This is a genomic window from Bartonella sp. MR30HLJHH (genome assembly GCF_042194195.1).
Lineage (GTDB): Bacteria > Pseudomonadota > Alphaproteobacteria > Rhizobiales > Rhizobiaceae > Bartonella > Bartonella grahamii.
Genome location: NZ_JBHIMO010000003.1, coordinates 186,782 through 205,854, shown reverse-complemented (window position 1 = coordinate 205,854; position 19,073 = coordinate 186,782). Strand labels below are relative to the sequence as shown.

The 19,073-nt window shown below is 36.0% G+C and carries 13 protein-coding genes; 3 read left to right on the top strand and 10 right to left on the bottom strand.

Annotation, left to right across the window (positions count from 1 at the left end; translation table 11 throughout):
• Window positions 1-344: 344 nt before the first annotated feature.
• From yajC to tatA, 7 genes are all read right to left on the bottom strand, one after another.
• Window positions 345-797, bottom strand: a complete 453-nt coding sequence (gene yajC / locus ACFIKR_RS03455) for a preprotein translocase subunit YajC (protein WP_375658843.1) — start codon at window positions 795-797, stop codon at window positions 345-347.
• A 688-nt stretch (window positions 798-1,485) separates the two neighbouring features.
• Entirely contained in the window at window positions 1,486-2,667 is a 1,182-nt protein-coding gene (locus ACFIKR_RS03450; RefSeq protein WP_375658842.1) for a peptidoglycan DD-metalloendopeptidase family protein, read from the bottom strand.
• Between the two features lie 155 nt (window positions 2,668-2,822).
• Entirely contained in the window at window positions 2,823-3,482 is a 660-nt protein-coding gene (locus ACFIKR_RS03445) for a protein-L-isoaspartate(D-aspartate) O-methyltransferase (RefSeq protein WP_375658872.1), read from the bottom strand.
• A gap of 133 nt (window positions 3,483-3,615) precedes the next feature.
• Window positions 3,616-4,893, bottom strand: a complete 1,278-nt coding sequence (gene serS, locus ACFIKR_RS03440; protein ID WP_375658841.1) for a serine--tRNA ligase — start codon at window positions 4,891-4,893, stop codon at window positions 3,616-3,618.
• A 61-nt stretch (window positions 4,894-4,954) separates the two neighbouring features.
• Entirely contained in the window at window positions 4,955-5,737 is a 783-nt protein-coding gene (gene tatC, locus ACFIKR_RS03435; RefSeq protein WP_375636512.1) for a twin-arginine translocase subunit TatC, read from the bottom strand.
• Entirely contained in the window at window positions 5,734-6,138 is a 405-nt protein-coding gene (locus tag ACFIKR_RS03430; protein ID WP_375658840.1) for a twin-arginine translocase subunit TatB, read from the bottom strand. Before ACFIKR_RS03430 ends, tatC begins: the two co-directional genes overlap by 4 nt.
• Window positions 6,139-6,193: 55 nt before the next feature.
• The gene (tatA, locus tag ACFIKR_RS03425; protein WP_273788360.1) at window positions 6,194-6,505 is read right to left on the bottom strand and encodes a twin-arginine translocase TatA/TatE family subunit; all 312 of its coding nucleotides are present in this window, start codon (window positions 6,503-6,505) and stop codon (window positions 6,194-6,196) included.
• A 1,358-nt stretch (window positions 6,506-7,863) separates the two neighbouring features.
• Between tatA and ACFIKR_RS03420 the strand changes: the two genes are divergently transcribed.
• From ACFIKR_RS03420 to pgsA, 3 genes are all read left to right on the top strand, one after another.
• Window positions 7,864-8,727, top strand: coding sequence for a 23S rRNA (adenine(2030)-N(6))-methyltransferase RlmJ (locus ACFIKR_RS03420; protein WP_375658839.1), 864 nt, complete (start codon window positions 7,864-7,866; stop codon window positions 8,725-8,727).
• Window positions 8,728-9,123: 396 nt separating this feature from the next.
• On the top strand, window positions 9,124-11,103 hold the full coding sequence (gene uvrC, locus ACFIKR_RS03415; RefSeq protein ID WP_375658838.1) for an excinuclease ABC subunit UvrC: 1,980 nt from the start codon (window positions 9,124-9,126) through the stop codon (window positions 11,101-11,103).
• Between the two features lie 72 nt (window positions 11,104-11,175).
• Window positions 11,176-11,757, top strand: a complete 582-nt coding sequence (gene pgsA / locus ACFIKR_RS03410) for a CDP-diacylglycerol--glycerol-3-phosphate 3-phosphatidyltransferase (RefSeq protein WP_375647554.1) — start codon at window positions 11,176-11,178, stop codon at window positions 11,755-11,757.
• Between the two features lie 297 nt (window positions 11,758-12,054).
• Here the strand turns inward: pgsA and ndk are convergent, their stop codons facing one another.
• From ndk to bafA (ACFIKR_RS03395), 3 genes are all read right to left on the bottom strand, one after another.
• Window positions 12,055-12,477, bottom strand: coding sequence for a nucleoside-diphosphate kinase (gene ndk, locus ACFIKR_RS03405; RefSeq protein WP_375628682.1), 423 nt, complete (start codon window positions 12,475-12,477; stop codon window positions 12,055-12,057).
• Between the two features lie 393 nt (window positions 12,478-12,870).
• A complete protein-coding gene (bafA, locus tag ACFIKR_RS03400) occupies window positions 12,871-15,435 on the bottom strand; it encodes a BafA family autotransporter (protein WP_375658837.1) in 2,565 nt (854 codons plus the stop codon).
• Between the two features lie 803 nt (window positions 15,436-16,238).
• Window positions 16,239-18,803, bottom strand: a complete 2,565-nt coding sequence (bafA, locus tag ACFIKR_RS03395) for a BafA family autotransporter (protein ID WP_375658836.1) — start codon at window positions 18,801-18,803, stop codon at window positions 16,239-16,241.
• Window positions 18,804-19,073 lie beyond the last annotated feature (270 nt).

Sequence of the window (19,073 nt, the reverse complement as noted above, 5' to 3'; positions counted from 1 at the left end):
AAATTTTATACAAAACCCTAATCTTCTCATACAGCAAGTATATGAAAATTTGATAATAAACCGCGATCAAATGCTCTACCTGCTTAAATAAATCTACCTTTTAAAAAGTTTTCTCAGTTTATTTACTCACAAGTTTCTTTTTATAGAAACAATGATCTTGTTTAAAAAACAGAAAAAAATTGCGTAATATTCTATAAATAAAGCAACTATTTTAATAATCTCAAGGAAACAAAAACTCGATTTTCTGTATCCACTATAAAAGCCACTTTTCCAATGAAATTGTCTTGATCTTGCCAAGCTTTTTATAAAAATGCTTAAAAAATGTAATAAACTGCCATTACACCTTAAGATTCATTTTCTTTTGATATAGCTTTTTTCTCTTTAGAGACACTCATATTTTCTTTCGTTGTCGTTTTAGATTTAGACTTTTGTGGTGTTTCTGCTTTAGCATTAAGCTTTGATTTTTTTTCTGCAATCGGCTCACCTTTAACGCGCACATCAGCTAATGTTGAGCGAATAACACGAATATTCATACTCTCACCAATTTCAACCTCTAATTCACCACTCTCGTCGTGAACCTTCGTAACCTTGCCGATAATACCACCACCCGTTATAACTGTATCACCACGACGTACTGCATTAAGCATTTCTTGGCGTTTTTTCATTTGGGTACGCTGTGGACGAATGATAAAAAAATACATAATTGCAAAAATTAAAATGAGTGGGACAGCGCCAACAAATGAAAATCCACCGGAAACATCGCCTGCAACTTGAGCATAAGCGTTCGTAATAAACATTTTTATCTCCTATAGTTAAACTTCAGGTATTCCCCACTCTATTAAAATAAAATTCCGATTCAGAAAAAATTCTTAAAGAATTTATCATAAAAAGCAATAACTACATAATCTAATCACAGCTTTACAAAAATGCAATAAATCCTTAAGAGACAGAATACCAAAATACAATGAGAAAAATCTTTAAAAATAGATTCATTTTCCCCTATTATATATCCTACAATGTAAACCTTTTCACTAACTCAATAAATGATACAAAATAATTTTTCTAATGAAAAAATTTTAATTTATATAGATAGATTATCGTTTTTGATATCGAATGACAGACATAAATACAGTAAAATGCTCTCATTTCAAATCCTCTGAATTAATCAAAACGATTTTTTTGCACGTCTCACATATGAAATGAGCCTGTAGATAAAAACTTTTTAAGAAAGGCGTGAAATATCTCTTTTCATGCTTCTCTCAAATGCAAGAGTCGTTGAAACACTGAAAGCTGACAAATAAGTATGATACTATTGTTTTACACTTTCATAGACACAAAGATGGTAATATCTAACGACCCCAACGAACTGCTCTCCTTAAAGCAATGATTTTTTTGCTGCAGTGTTATTGATTTAAGAAAATCAATTGTTTTTCATGAAGTTTCTATAAACTATAAGACTATTTAAATTTAAAAATCATCAATAAATTAGTTTTCTAAATATTTAAGGGGATCAACAGGTAATGAATTCTTACGCATCTCAAAATAGACACGTGGCGTTTTAACATTTCCTGAAACACCAGATTTAGCAATCTCATCACCACGTCTTATCCTTTGTCCTTTGTTAACAACAAGCTTACTGTTACATCCATAAATAGTGATAATATTATTTTCATGTCGAATCATTACAACATTACCAAGCTCTTTTAATCCATCTCCCGCGTAAATAACAACACCATTTTCTGCCGCCTTTACCGAAGACCCTTCTGGCACTGCAATATCTATTCCTCGATTCATTACTGTTCCCTTTTTTTGACCGAACTGACTTAATAAACGCCCTCGTACTGGCCAACGCATCTTAGAAATTCCTGTGGCTTGCGGAGTCGTCATATTATCGGTATTCGTAACAGTACTTGATAAACCAGTCTCATGATTCAATTGCGTCATCTGTTTAGAAAAACTTTTCTCAGAACTTGATTTGTTCATCTTTGCAGAAGGGGGCGTTGTTACAGGCGCTTTATATATAGGAGAGGATTTCTTGTTTTTTATAGAGGACATCACTTGAGATTGGAATGCAGATTCTGTTTTTGACACTGCCCAATCGTTATTAGTGTGTGCATTTGAAGCTGCTAATGTACGCCTGCTTGGAACAACAAGTACCTGACCGATATAAATGGAATTGCTGTTTATACCATTTGCTAATTTTAATGCCTCAACACTAACCCCTATTTGTCGTGCAATACTGAGCAGTGTATCTCCACTCTGGACAATATAAGAGTTCCGGCGAAAAATAGGAGATTTATCCATTTGTGAACGGGAAAGTGTTCCAAGATTACGTGGAGGGACTCCCATAACGCGACCATCAGAAGAAGTTATCCTACCTTGATGTGGAAAATTATAGGGAGAATTGTCATCTCCCCACGAATCATCGCTTGATTCCACAGGTGGCAATTCAGTGCTTTGTATCATACCGCTACCGTACGATAGCATTCGCGGATCTGTAGATATAGTACTCGACATATTTGATTGAGATGATACCGTACGATGAGAGACAATATTGGAAAAACGCTGTGTACCAGAACTACAACCAGCAACAATAGTTACCACCGCTAAAAAAGTTATTCTCTGAAAATTATGCTGGAAAATATTATCCAAAGCTTTTAAACGCATCGTTTTGCTCACTCATCAATAATCAACTCACTCCATTAAAGCTTTTTTAAATTACCGAAGAGTTAAAATGAGATGTTTTATGCATAAATATCTTTATATAAGATCAAAATGAATTTAACGTAGGCTATTTGTGGCAATTTCTTAACTTTTAAAAATTAAAGTATCTCCGCAATGCCTTTAATAAAAGGCTGGTAACGCACTTGAAACAGTTCTAAACACTCAAATCGACTACCAATTTTTGTATAGCGCGTCACCGTTTGTACCCCTTCGTCAGGTCCTATCGCCTGAATGAGAATTCCGTTTTCAGCTAAAAGTTCTAAAAATTCCTCGGGTTCATCAAAACGTGATGGCCAAATAAGAATGCGATCAAATGATCCCAAACCTGTCACACTATGACTTCCATCAATCTGCCGTATAATAATATTTTCAATTCCTAAAGTTTGGAATTTTTGGCGTGCCAAATCAACAAGCGTTTTATAACGATCAATCGTTGTCACACGGTCACTCAGACATGCCATAAGCGCAGTACAAAAACCAGATCCTGTACCGATTTCTAAAACGCGATGCCTTTTTTTCAACGATAATGCCGAAAGAATTAAGAGTTGTTCTTCCAAACGTTCCATATATTCACCACACTCAAGGGGAATAACTTTATTATCATAAGCACTATTAAACCAAGGAGCAGAAACAAACTGTTGACGCGGAATTTTCTCTAATGCTGAAAAAAATCGCACGTCATCAATGCCTTTACTACGCATTTTTAGTACAAGAGCGGCTAACTCCTCACGAAATTGTAAAATACCCTTTTGCACCATAGTATCATTCAATCTCCAATGAAGGTGCACTTTTATCATACTGACAAACTGCTTCTTTTAAAATGGCAAAAACTTGCGTTTGCATATCATCACCTCTTGGCAATAAACGCATATTGTCTCTCCTTTCGTAAAATTAAGCAGTAATACAACGCATGCCTCCCATATAAGGTTGTAAAACATCTGGAACAATAATTGATCCATCAGCCTGTTGATAATTTTCAAGCACGGCAATAAGACAACGTCCAACAGCTGTACCAGAACCATTAAGGCTATGAACAAAATGCAATTTTTTATCACCTTCTTTACGATAACGCGCATTCATACGACGACCTTGAAAATCTCCACAAACTGAACAGCTAGAAATTTCACGATAACATTCTTGACCAGGAAGCCAAACCTCGATGTCATAGGTTTTACGTGCTGCAAACCCCATATCACCCGTAGAAAGAACCACTGTGCGAAAAGGCAAACCAAGTCGTTTTAATATATCTTCTGCACATTCCGTCATACGTTCTAATTCAATTAAAGACTGTTCTTCACTGGTAATTGAGACCATTTCAACTTTCCAAAATTGATGCTGACGCAACATACCACGCGTATCACGACCGGCTGCTCCCGCTTCTGAACGAAAACAGGGAGATAAAGAAGAAAATCGCAGTGGTAAATCTGATATTTCAAGAATTTCATCGTTGACCAAATTGGTTAATGGCACTTCTGCTGTAGAAATAAGCCATCGACCATCTGTTGTACGAAAAAGGTCTTCAGCAAATTTCGGCAATTGTGCTGCTCCGTAAACAATCTCATCACGAACAAGAAAAGGTATTGAGACTTCTGTATAACCATGCTCATTGACATGCACATCAAGCATAAATTGGCCTAATGCTCGTTCTAGCCGTGCTAACGCCCCTGAAAGTACTGTAAAACGTGTTCCAGACAAACGACTAGCTCGTTCAAAATTCATCTGCTTGAGATTTTGACCAAGATCAAAATGTTCTTTTGGTGTAAAATTAAATGTTGGAGGTGTACCAAAATGTCGAATGACGACATTATCACTTTCATCTTTACCTTCTGGAACATCATCTAATGGAATATTTGGAAGTGCTGAAAGAATTTTCTCAAGACTCTCCGTCAGCTGTTTTTCTTCCGCTGTTGCAGAGGAAAGAAAGACTTTAATCTCTTCACCTTCAGCTCTAAAGCTTTCAGCCATTTGCTGATCAGATACCGCTAAAGCCTGTCCTATTTCCTTTGAAACCGTATTGCGACGTTCCTGCGCCAATTGCACCTTAGCAATATGCGACCGACGTGCAAGATCAAGTTGTATTAACCTTTCAGCTTGTGGCTCAAGACCTCTACTTACGAGTGCTTTATCTAATTTCTCAGGATTGTCACGAATCCACTTAATATCAAGCATAAAAATTCCTCATTTATATTGTTTTTATTCATTTCTTGTCGCATAAGATTATACACTTTTCTTAAGCGGATTTTCTTCTCTTTTCTATACTGTAAGCAATTAAAATTGAAATCTCGTAAAGTGCTATCGTTGGTAAAGCCACTGCAAACATCGTAAAAAAATCCGACGGCGTTATGATTGCCGCAATGATAAAAGAGAGTAAAATAGCCCATTTTCGTTTAGACACCAAATCATGAGACGTTAAAAATCCAACTTTTGTTAAAAGACTGATGACAAGAGGTAATTGGAAAATCAAACCAAAAATTAGGATAAATGATGTCATAAAGCCCAAATAATCAGAAATACGCACTATAAACTCTATTTTTAAATGAACATCTGGAAGAAATTGTTGAGAAAGGCTAAACCATAGTATTATTGGCGCTAATAGACCATAAACAAACGCTCCCCCAATACAAAATAAAATAGGTCCCCCAATGAGAAATGGTAAAAAAGCCATACGTTCATTTTTATAAAGCCCTGGTGCAATAAAACTATAAAACTGAAAAGCCGTATAGGGAAAAGATAAAATAATTCCCCCAAAAGCAGAAAGCTTCATCTTCGTTAAAAAAGTTTCCCATACTTGCGTTGATTGCAAACGAATACCCTCAGGATTACCCCCTGCTATTTTCATTGCCCACTGATATGGCCATAGTAAAAAATTTAAGATATAATCTTTAACAAGAAAACACATCATAAAAGCGATCATAAATGCAACCAAGGCAGCAATAATTCGCTGACGAAGTTCAATTAAATGTTCCAAAAGTGGTGCCATATGGGCATCAACTTCATCTTTGTTAACATTCATGACACATCTTCTTTATCTTTAGAAGCTATAGATCCTGTCATATCTTTATTGGTTACGTTGTGATCGCATTCCAAAATTTCTTTACCTTTTTCTGATTTATGGTGTGTTGCCTTAACATCCAAATTATCGTGGATATCTTCTAATGTATTTTGAATGGGATCAAAAGTCTCTGTCAACTTCTTGCTTGAATTGCTAATATCCGAATATGTTTTTTGCAAATCGTCGAGCTCGATTTGTTTTATTACATCATCAAACTGGTGACGAAGTTCATTTGCTGTTGAATACACATACGCTCTTACCTTTGCGATTGTCTTTAATATTTTAGGTAAATCTTTCGGTCCAACAACAATGATGAGAACAAGTAAGATTACGACAAACTCTGGTCCATCAATCCCAAACATCTCTTAATTCGACTTCCTCATCAAAAAATAACGCACAATGATGATTACGTTTTTGTTATTTGACACGCTGTTTTTTAGCAACAGATGTTTTGCTTCTTTTAGAAGCAGAAGAAGCCTTTCTGCGCGCTGTTACATGTTTTACCGATAACGGCTGAGATTGTTGAGATTCTACATCAATTATTTGGGAAGTAGTAGCCATTTCAACTTTATCCTCAATGCCGTCATCTTCTTCCTTCATATTTTTTTTGAAGGCTTTAATTCCCTTAGCAACATCGCCCATTAATTCAGAAATCTTACCGCGACCGAAAAGCACAAAGATAATCAGTAAAATTATAATTAAATGCGTTGGTGAAAAAATATTACCCATTACTCTCTCTAACTTTATGCTTGTAAATTCGATTTCATTTATTCATGCTTCCTCTGAAGAATGTATCAAATATAATATCTTACTTATATATTTTCTTCTTAATTTGAAAACAATCACACGCTTTTATTGCAAAAAAACTTTTTATCTTCTCATCCCTTTTTAGCGTATTATAACACAGACCATTCAAAAATGATAAACCGCTTCATACAAAATTCAAAAGGCTTAAAAACTTTTCTAAAATAACTTCATCTGATCTCTTAGTTACTTATCTTCCTGTAAATACTATAGCTCATGTCTTTCCTTTTAAACAATGTTGTACATATCATTACAAACATTTTCTCCAAATTATCCGGTACTGATAAAGATCATACCATGCTGTAAAAAATTTTACGTATTCAATTAAAAAATTCAGAAAGAAAAATCTCTAAAAAACTTTTTTGACACATCATCAGTCTCTTAAAAAACTATCATCTTACGCATAATATTTATTCTTTGCGTTGGTGGGAATTTTATCATTCATGATTCCATATACAATACGAAATATAAGCCATCATCGCATTCAATTAAATATCTGACGTGTGGATAAAAACTATTAGCGGAAAGAGTAAAAATGCACTTTATGAATCAGGTCAAGTGGCCAAGAGGTATGGCAATACTAAAAAATAAAAATGGTACCAGCTTACGCCTTTATTCAGTAAAATACCTCCATATAACCAGCTCTCTGAACCGCTGCATGCCCTAACTATTACAAGTCTCCGGATTCTGGGCATGCGTTCTCATAATATCATGTGCTTAACCTATCTCAGTATTGAAAACAGAATGGGCATTAATAGAAAATTACATTCAATCAAAAACATGGAATCGAAACATAATTCATGTAAAAGAATTTCTTATCCTAGTCTTTTTATAAGATTATCTCATAAAGCCGCTAGATAATACAGTGTTAGAGATAGATAAACCTATTTACTTTAGTTAAAAAAACCTCATTTTATTGAGATCGCTTGCAGAGGACATATCACTTTTCAAAAGTTTTATTTTAGCATTATACACAATAACCTAGCCATTTAGCGTGTATAATGTAAAGCTTGGGCTCCGTTTAAACCAATGAGACCCATCCACACTTTTACAAAAATTTATCACTATAATATCAGGACTTTATTGCTCTATCTATAATTTTACGCTCGCTAAAAAAACTGATAAATGTAACAATGTTTTTATCAAGCATTTTAAATTCTTTAATCTTTAAACAAGTAAATTTATGAATGAATTTGAAAGATAACCTTAAATTTTTTAACAAACTTCACTAATATTCTATGCTAATAATCCGGTACAGTCATACATATGATGGAGTTTATTCCATGAATTATCGGCATATTTATCATGCTGGCAATTTTGCTGATGTTTTTAAACACATTATTGTCACTCGCATTGTAGAATATCTCAAACGCAAAGAAAAAGCTTTTCGCGTTATAGATACGCATGCTGGAATCGGTATTTATGACCTTTCTTCTTTAGAAGCACATAAAACAGGAGAGTATCGCGAAGGTGTCCAACGACTTTTTTCAACTTCTATCCCAGAAGATTTAAGAGCACTCCTTTGTCCATGGTGTGATATCATTGATGCCCTCAATAAAGGGGAAAAAGAAATTGTATTTTATCCTGGATCTCCTGTTCTTATTCGTCAATTATTACGGAAACAAGATCGCCTCACCGCAATAGAATTGCACAATGAAGATTATCATATTTTAGCAAAAAACTTTGCCGGAGATTATCAGACAAAAGTTCTGCATTTAGATGGTTGGCTTTCCTTAAATGCTCATGTACCACCAAAAGAAAAACGTGGGTTTATCCTTGTTGATCCTCCCTTTGAAAAAACTGGAGAATTTTCCCGCCTTATTGAGGGATTAATGAACGCCTATCGTCGCTTTTCTGGAGGGATCTACGCTTTATGGTATCCTGTTAAATATGACAAAGAAATTGAAAGTTTTCTTCACGCGCTTTATCAAACAGGAATTCCTAAGATTCTACAGCTTGAAATGCGTATCCGAAAAAATTCAAGTCCACCGACAATGAATGGAAGTGGTATGATTATTATTAACCCTCCCTACCTTTTGGAAGAAGAAATGAAAAAACTCAGCCCCTTTCTTATCAATCGCCTGGGACAAGATGAAAATGCCCAAATAACGCATAAGTGGCTTCAAAAAGAACATCTATTATGTTAGGTCTTTCTCTATATTTTTCCTAAATCAAATATCATGTTGTAAGATACAAAGGTGTTAAATGATAAAGTTCTTTGATTTTTTGGATAATATCAACATATTATAATGATACGGTAATGATGATCAGCGTGAATTAATTTTTTCCCTTTTAGAAAGTCTATCTTCTTAATCATCATGGATTTCCTTTTCCAATCATTTTAATGAATAAATTGGGCAAATTCATAAAGCTGTCTTAAATAACAACTCTTATATTTTTTATGAAAGATCGGCTCTCTAAAATCATACTCTTATGCTATAAGCTATATTTATAGAAAAAAATTAATAACGGCATAAATAATCATTATTTAATAAAAAGAATATTTCATATATTAAACGAAAAACATATTCTTAATAAACGGAATGGTCCTGAAAAATAATACACATTGTCCGCAAAATGAACGGGAAAAGCTTTCTTTTCTCTCTAACGTTGCATGGAATAATGCCAATCAAAGCAATGAGAAAAATCAATTCCAAGGTATCAAAGTCATACAAGAGTTTGTTAGACACCTTCCGCATAAGCCAGGCGTTTACCGAATGATTGGTGAAAATGGTGATATTCTCTATATTGGCAAAGCTCGTAATCTCAAAAAACGTGTTTCAAACTATACACGTGAACAAGGACACAATAATCGTATTACCCGCATGATTCGTGCCACATATCATATGGAATTTATCGTCACCCATACAGAAACGGAAGCACTCCTTTTAGAAGCCAATCTCATCAAAAGATTGCGTCCACATTTTAATGTATTACTACGTGATGATAAAAGCTTCCCTTATATTATGATTACAGATGATCATCGAGTGCCTGCACTTTACAAACATCGTGGTGCCCGAACACGAAAAGCTCACTATTTTGGTCCTTTTGCTTCTGCTGGTGCAGTGACACAAACAGTTCATGTTTTACAACGCGCCTTTTTATTACGAACCTGTACTGATTCAGTTTTTGAAAACCGTACACGCCCCTGTTTGCTTTATCAAATTAAGCGATGTTCTGCACCTTGTACCCATGAAATTAGTGACAGTAATTATAAAGAACTGGTGAGAGGAGCAAAAGCGTTCCTTTCGGGAAAAGATCAATCTGTTAAAAACAATATGGTTCAAGCTATGCATAAAGCCGCAGAAAATCTTGATTTTGAACAAGCCGCTTCCTATCGTGACCGCTTATCAGCCCTTTCTCATATACAAAGCCATCAGGGTATTAATCCTCAAACGATAAAAGAAGCGGATGTATTTGCAATTGCGCAAAAAGAAGGAATGACCTGTATTCAAGTGTTCTTTTTTCGCATGGGGCAAAATTGGGGAAACCGTGCCTATTTTCCTAAGGCAGACCTCTCTTTTTCCCGTACTGAAATTTTAGCGAGTTTTCTTGCTCAATTTTACGATGATAAACCACTTCCCAAAAGCATCCTTTTATCTGAAGAAATTGAAGAAAAGACACTTCTTACAGAAGCATTCAGTCTCAAAGCAAATCACAAAGTGTCTCTCTCTTTACCCAAACAAGGTGAACGGAAAACTCTTGTTAATCATGCCTATCTCAATGCTCATGAAGCACTTGAACATAAGCTTTCTGAAACAGCCACCCATACAAAATTGCTTCAAAGTCTTGCTAAAATATTCCAACTACCTTTTCCTCCACGCCGGATAGAAGTCTATGACAATTCTCATATCATGGGAACAAATGCTGTAGGGGCTATGATTGTTGCTGGTCAAATGGGCTTTGTTAAAAATCAATATCGCAAATTCAACATTCGCTCAATAGATATCACGCCTGGCGATGATTTTGGCATGATGAAAGAAGTGATTAAACGAAGATTTTCACGCCTTATAAAAGAGCATGATCAGCCAAATAGAAGTCATGACATAAAAGATGATGATCTTTTTCCCATTTGGCCTGATCTTATCTTAATCGATGGTGGTGAAGGACAAATCAACAGTGTACATGCAATACTTGCTGAATTACGATTAAATGACCTCTTCACAGTTGTTGGAATCGCCAAAGGTGTCGACCGTCATGCGGGACGTGAACGATTTTTTATAAAAGGTACCCCCCCCTTTACACTTCCTCCACGTGATCCTATCCTCTATTTTTTGCAACGTCTGCGTGATGAAGCACACCGTTTTGCGATTGGAGCTCATAGGATAAAACGAAAAAAAGCAACATTCAAAAACCCACTTGATGAAATCGAAAATATCGGTCAGACAAGAAAGCGTGCGTTGCTTCATCATTTTGGAAGTGCCAAGGCTGTTGCTAGTGCCTCACTTGAAGATTTAAAAAAAGTTACGGGAATCTCTATGACAATTGCACAAAAAATTCATAATCATTTTCATGAAAAATAGGCTTGTTTCATAACCTTCGCCTTGTTACGTTTAGGAAATATATTCTCTTTCACAAGAATTAAAAATGGCTCCATGAAAAATCATACTTTTTCTTTTCCAAATATTTTAACTTATGCACGAATTGTTGCAGTCCCAATGGTTGTTGCATGCTTTTTTTTAGAAGGGCGACTACAATCAAGTGATATCACTCGCTGGATTGCTGTTTCCATTTTTATCATTGCATCCATTACTGACTTTCTTGACGGTTACCTTGCTCGTATTTGGGAACAAACATCCAATATTGGTCGCATGTTAGATCCAATTGCTGATAAACTTCTCGTCTCTGCCTGTTTGCTCTTGCTTGCCGCAGACAGTACCATCGCTGGGTGGACACTATGGGCAGCTATTATCATTCTTTGCAGAGAAATTCTTGTATCAGGATTACGTGAATATTTGGCTGAGTTAAAAGTTAGTGTTCCTGTCTCTCGTCTTGCAAAATGGAAAACTTTTGTACAGATGATCGCTATTGTATTTCTTTTAGCTGGACCAGCCGGTAATAAAATTTTTCCTTACACAGTAGAGTTTGGCATTACTATGCTGTGGATTGCTGCCCTCCTTACATTGTGGACAGGATGGGACTATTTTCGTGCAGGTTTAAAACACGTTATCCCGTGAAGAGTATGGAGATTTATAATGATAATTTATCTTTTTGTACTTAAATAAGAGATGAGGATAGCATAAGACTAATTTATTTTAAATCTATTAATGATAAATCAATAAACCACTTTTTTGCACATTACAAGTAAGGGTGGCATGTAGATAAAAGCTCTTCAAAAAAATAGTAAAAAGCTAAAAAAACGATGAATGCTCCCTATGCTTTTAAAAAAGTCTATACTCTTATAAGCAAAAAACCGAAATATAGTGTTTCGGATTTTTGCTTCTTATATACGCTTTATTATTATAAACGCTTTATTAACCAACAATTTCTACCTCAGAAAACCAAAAGGCGATTTCTGTTTTTGCCGTTTCAGCGCTATCGGATCCATGGACAGAATTTTCGCCAATCGATAAAGCATGAACCTTACGAATTGTCCCTTCTTCTGCATCACTAGGATTCGTAGCCCCCATTACTTCACGGTTTTTAGCTATTGCATTTTCGCCTTCCAAAACTTGTACAACGGTTGGACCAGAAGACATGAATTCCACCAATTCACTAAAAAAAGGGCGTTCTTTATGAACAGCATAAAAATTTTCAGCCTCACGTTTGCTCATCCAGACACGTTTAGACGCAATAACACGTAGCTCCGCATCCTCAAGCATTTTAGTAATTGCGCCAGTCAAATTACGACGGGTTGCATCTGGTTTAATCATCGAAAAAGTACGCTCTAAAGCCATTTAACCACCTTTATTTCATTTATAACATTCTTTCGCCATTTCTATAGCGAGCAAGAAGCCCTTTGCCAAGTAACTCTGCAAAAATCTACACAAATTCTCAAAAATATAGAATGAATTATAAAAAAAACTTTAATAGAAATACCTTTAATTTCTCATCCCATCATAAAGATGCGCTACCGACTCTCAATAAATATTGAACCTTCTGACATAATCTTAAATGCCTCTCATCAAATTTATCATTGAAGCAATAAAGAATCATAAGAAAAGCCTAACATACAAAATATATACCTTTTTGAAAGCCTTCTTCTTTAAAGAGGATGAACCTAGATACTTCGATCTAGGTTTGAAAATCCTTCTACACACATTGAGATCAATCAAAAAATAACCATATGATTAGAAACTATAGCGTACACCTAAAATACCCTGAAGGGACTGTTTTGTTTTACGTCCTTTAACATAATATGCCTCACCATATAACTTTAACTTCTCACTCACTAAACTGCTCAAACCGATTCCTAACTTACCTGCATTACCAGATAAATCAGTGGTAAATGGATGCCGTTGATTAATCAATGTACGGTTGTCATCTTTATTCTCACGCAACCATGCTGCTGTAATATACGCAAGTGATGAGGAATCCACGCGAGAACCAAATTCATATCCTAAAGTTAAGCCAACCTCACTGCGTAATGAAGTGAATGGACGCATGTCACCTATCATGTCATTCGATAACTTGATTTCTTTACCCTCAACTTGCAACCATGTAAATTGTCCATAAGGCTGCAACCAACTGCTCTTTGACGTCTTAAGTCGATAACCTGCTTCAAAGGAGGTGCCCACCGCCCATTGCCTATAACTTCCTTCAATCCCTAAACCATTCGTTGAAACTGCCTTTAGAGTATTCTGATAATGATTATATTTTAAAATACCATCTAAATACCATCCACTATGATCCAAATAAGTGACATAAGCGCCAATGCCATAAGTATTGATACCACTCATACCACCCCGTGCATGCGCAATGCGTGCACGGTCATAACTGCCAAAACCACCTATATAAAATTCTCCATTTTCCCACTCGCTTAAACTATTGATCCCTAAAACAATACCTGTCTGATCCAACTTAAAATCTATATGCTCTGTAGCAATACTCTCTTTAGACTTGATCGCATAGGTCCATAAAGCTGCATTCTTTTTACTTTTATCTAGAATTCCTCTTCCCGCACGCACGGTTTGCATTTCATTGTGAAAAACCATCGCTGGAGCTACAGACATAGACAATACCGCATCTGTAGAGGGGGTGGTTAAAAAGTGAGAAACTGAAAGCGTCTTACTCAATTGTGGAGAAGGATGATCTTTATGAACTGGACGCAAAATCATTTGATCGGCTAAAGATTGTGAAGATTCTGAAACAGCAGCCTGTTGCTTTTCATCAGAAAAATGAAGAGCTGATGGAGGTAACACTACAAGAGTCTGATTTTCTTGAGAGGGAGATACAGAACCACTAGAGACATTCTGTGCCCCTCTTAAATGACGTGGAGATCGTGGTTTAGCTGGTTGTTTTGTAGTAGGTTTACGAGAACCGCTATTTTTTCCTCTAGAAGAAGCGCCTTGATCAGACAATGCAAGAGGAACCTTCGTTTTCTTGTTTACACACTGTGCTTCAGTATTCGAACGTGTCGTACCTTCAGAAGCTCTTCCTAAATACCAAATTGTAGCACTACCACTAGAATCAGCACATCTATCTCTCTTCAGCAATTGATATTGATAGGCTCCTCCATCGACAGTTGTAATGTCCTTACCCGAAAGATCTGCCAGAGTAAAATTAGCGCCTCCATTGTGGCTTCTATCAGTAATTAAATTAATCCCTGTAACCAAACTATTCCTTTGTGAGAGAAGACCTGTAATTTCACGACCAGAATCTGCAACGCTTATTTTGTGATTACCTGCGCCCTCATCAATCGACAAGTAATCACTCGAATCCCCCGTAGCACTAATATTGAATCGAAAATGTAAATTCCCTGAAAGTTTCTCAACATGAAGTGAAATATGTCGTGGATCATACGGTATAGAAGTAAAAATAACAGTCCCATCTTGCCCCCCTAAATCTTCAATTTCAATTTGAGGTTTTTCTCCTATATTTCGTTCACCAACCTCAAATATTGTTTCATCCACTCTCTCTTCTATAGGAATTTTTTTCTTAGTCGTATGATTTGTCCTATCACCAGCGAATAAATAAAGCTCTCCGTGATCATTGATCCTTATTTCTCCAAGGACCTCTTGTACACCAACATGGAACCACGATTTAGCAAAGTTGTTAACAGTCAGACCATCCACAAACCCTTCAGGATATACAACTTGAATAGCATGATCTTTCAAATTAGTAGCATAAGATTCTCCTAACGCTAAGACGTGCTGTCTCCCATTTCCAGAGACCTCAGCATACATTGATTTTCCCCCCTCTTTTCTTTGTCCTGCATAAAGATTTTGTTCTCCGTTATCTCCCACTTTCGTATACCAACCCCACGCTCCATCATACACATTCTGCTGTCCAACTGTTCCACCATCCCCAGTAACTGTGGAATTATATGCACTACTTTTTCTCTCCACGCTTGTAAGATCAATATATGGCTCTTCATGAATAAACTGCTGACCTCCCAAAATTTTGGCGTTCATTGCAATTCCTGCTCGTGTAACTATTTGCATCCCTCCTTTTTTAATAGTGGACTCCACAGAAGTCTTTCCATTATCAACAAGCTCTACATCACCATCTTTGAGAATAGTATTATTGCGAAAAAAACTAGAAATCAGTGCTATTTTTTTTTCTTCCTCTTCTCTATTTACCACATGTGTTGCTCTTGTTAGCACTCTATTCCTACTCTCAACTGCACTTGCAGATTGCACAAGACAACTACTGATCATCAATACTGAAAAACTTAATTTGTATTTATACCGCATTATCCACACTCCACTCTCAATTATTTAGAAAAATACCCCGCGACTACATAGATAGCTCGTTTTAGATTGTATCATAATGTGTTTTATTTATGTCTAAGTACAATTTTTTAGTGTGTTTTTTTAATTTAAACAACTTTAAGTTGTTTATCTATAAACCACTAAAAAACTCTAACTTAAGGCAAAAAAATTGAATAAAATTCAAAATGTTTACTTAAATTCAAGGAATAATTTGTATATTTGGAATTATAGATGAAAAAAATGCTTGTGCCCTGTAATGGAGTCCCCCCCTTCACGTAAAACAAAACCCCGTTGGGTTTCTAATTCACACGTTTGTTTTAAAGAAACATCTCTCAATACGCCCAAGCCCATTTCCCGACGTCAACCATGAAAGTATAATGGTAAATTCATTGAGCGCCACCATCATTACGCTCATGGCGTAAGCAAACCAGTACCATCACACCACTTTTCCAGCCCTAAAATGTTGCAACGCGACACCCTGTGGTACTTGAGGCAAGTTTATAAGAGGTATTTTTAGTTCTTTCTTGTACAATTTTTATCTTTGATTAATTCAACATGGAGCAGATTTGAAATAAGAGAATCTTACGATATTCAGAACTCACATTCAACGTGCAAAACAATGGACACTCTTTATAAATTAATACCTTATCTTAAAAGAGAGTATAAAAGCATCCTTACCGTTTGAGAAGGTTTCTATACTCTCGAGATGACATAGCAATGCGTTATCTATTTAAGCTTGCAAAATAATGACATTTGTAAAGTTAATCAGCCATGTAAAGGTGTACTTAGAAACTATAGCGTAATCCTAAAATACCTTGAAGAGCATTTTTAATTTTATGTCCTTTTAGATAATGTGCTTCCGCATAAAGTGTTAGTTTATCATTGACCGAACCGTTTAAACCAATTCCCAATTTACCCGCACTGCCTGATAAATCTGTAATAAATTTATACTGGTTATTAATTGTCGTATAGTTATTATTTATATTCTCACGCAACCAAGCTGCCATAATGTAAGCTGTTAATGAAGTTTCTGAATTCACAAAAAATTCATGTCCTGCAGTCAATCCAACTTCACTGCGGAATGAGGTTAATGGGCTTAGACCACCTATCATTCCATTGGAAAGTTTTATTTTTTTACCTTCAACCTGCAAACCTGTTAGCTTGATATAAGGCTGCATCCAAGTATTCTGTGCCGGTTCAAAATAACAGCCAATCTCAAATGATCCACCTATCGCCCACTGATTGTAATGACTTTGAATAGCTAAACCATTCGTTGAGATGGCTTTTAAATTATCTCGGTAATAATTATATTTCAAAACACCATCCATATACCATCCACGATGATCAAAATAAGTTGCGTAAGTTCCAATGCTATAAGAGCTCAAATCACTATCACCACCTCGTGCATGAGAAACACGTGCTTGATCATAACTCCCAAAACCACCAACATACAACTCTCCATGCCTTAATTCACTCAACTGATCAGCACCAAAGACTAAACCTGTCTGCCCAAGCTTAAAGTGTGTATGGCCTGTCGCAACACGTTCTCTGCTCTTAATCCCATAAGTCCATAGTTCGATATCTTTCTTATTTCTGTCCCAAATTTTTCTACCATTCCGTATAATTTGCAACTCATTGTTAAAAATAAGTCCAGGAACTACGGACAACGTTAACACTGCATCTGTAGAGGGGGTTGTTGATGTTTCATCAGGAAAAAAAGGATTTGTCGGATCTGGCATAGAAGGTTCTGGTCTACTGAGGCGGTCTGCCGATAAAAACCAAACTTTTCCATTTTCATCCTTTCTTTCTTTCAAATCATACATATAAGTTCCACCATCAATGGCGTTAATTTTGTCACCCTTAAGATCTGTCAGCGTAAAATGCGCTCCACCGCTTTGATCCATAATTAAATCACGCTTATTTGAAAAAGGATCCGTGATTTCAACTCCAGAATCAGCAACGCTTATTGTATGTTTCCCAGCGCCTTTCTCAACCAAGAGATAATCACCACGGTTATGGGCAATCGTAGTATTGAACGCGAAATGTAAATTTCCTGAAAGATTATTCACATGAAGCTGAGAATAATATGGATCAGAACCTGTAAACGAAAAAATAACACTCCCTTCACCACTTAATTTTTGTATCAAAGAACTTTTTCCATCAAATTCATCAGTAATAGAGTACAATTTTGTATCTTTTCCATTTAAAATAATATCTTCTACTGTGGTGCGTTGTTGATCATTCCCAGCATAAAGATGGATCTGCCCAGAATGGTTTACCTGTGTCTTGCCTTCTAATGTTGCTCCAGCATGCACCCATGATTTTGTTTGATCATTCATTGTTAGATTTTTTACAGATCCATCAGTATATATTTCCTGAATAGCACTCTCATTTAAAGTGACTCCAATAGCCTGACCGCCTTTTAAGATACGTTGTTTACCACCACCAAAAACTTCTGTGTCAAATGCAAAACCACCATTTTTTGTACTTTGAGACTTTTGTCCAACCTCTTGGACACCCCCTCGCATAACTTTCGTATTCCAAACTTTTCCGCCATCATATACTTTTTGTTGGCCTAGTGTTTCATCTTGACCATAAATGACAGTATGAGAAGCACTACTCCCTTTAATCTCTCCTCCAATATCCCCCTCGCCGAAAATAAGCTGCTCACCGCCATAAATTTTAGTCCCCTCTACTTTTCCTCCATTTCCAACATTTTGGTGCCCGCCTTCTTTAACAACAGCATTTTTCGAAAAACCTTGTTTTCCCTTTAAAGCTTGAACATTTTCAATTCCACCATGTTCAATTTTACTATTCTCACTGAGACCTCCTGCATACACATAAAGCTCTGCACCATTCCTTACAGTGTTATTAATGGATCGCCCTGGGCTATTACTCTCGCCATCATTTGAAATGTATGCTTTACCTTCATTATCAAGGACATAATTTTCTAACAGTGCCCCATCTTTAATGAAGATAAGCTCAGGTTTTTTAAGAAACGCAATATTTTGTTCTTGTACATTATATCCAACATTGTCACGACGACTGCTGTCAAGCTCCTGTTGACTCGCAAACACTCTAGCGCCCTTATCCTCAGTAAAATCGCTAGGCTTTTTAAAAAAGTCTAATTCATTGCGCGTCCTTATAATAACATCATTAGATGCTCCAAGAATGCATCTTCCTGTTTTCATATCCTCATTGTATTGATCCTGAAATATTTTGCCATTTTCATAACTTGAAGATTGACAAAAAAGTGGTATTGCCCCCTCATTTGCAGCAGCAGCTTGCACAAAACAGCTGCCCAACATGAGTATCCAACAATGTTGTTTCCATTTATATTGTAGAGCCATATCCTCCCCCCTTCACGCCTGCATAGACACTAAACGTAATTAGCTCTACAAAACATATTTTCAACCTTAGATTGTAAACAATCCTTCTTAAAAATCCTCCTTATCTCATAAAAAACTGTTCTTTACAGTTCTTTTAATACCTTTTTGATCAAGAATATAAGGGCATACAGTTTACCATGAAAAGCGAAGCTGCATGCTCTGAAAAATTGTTCTCTGGACCTTCATTAAAGACCTTTAAAACAATCATACATTTAAAGATAACTAAAAAAT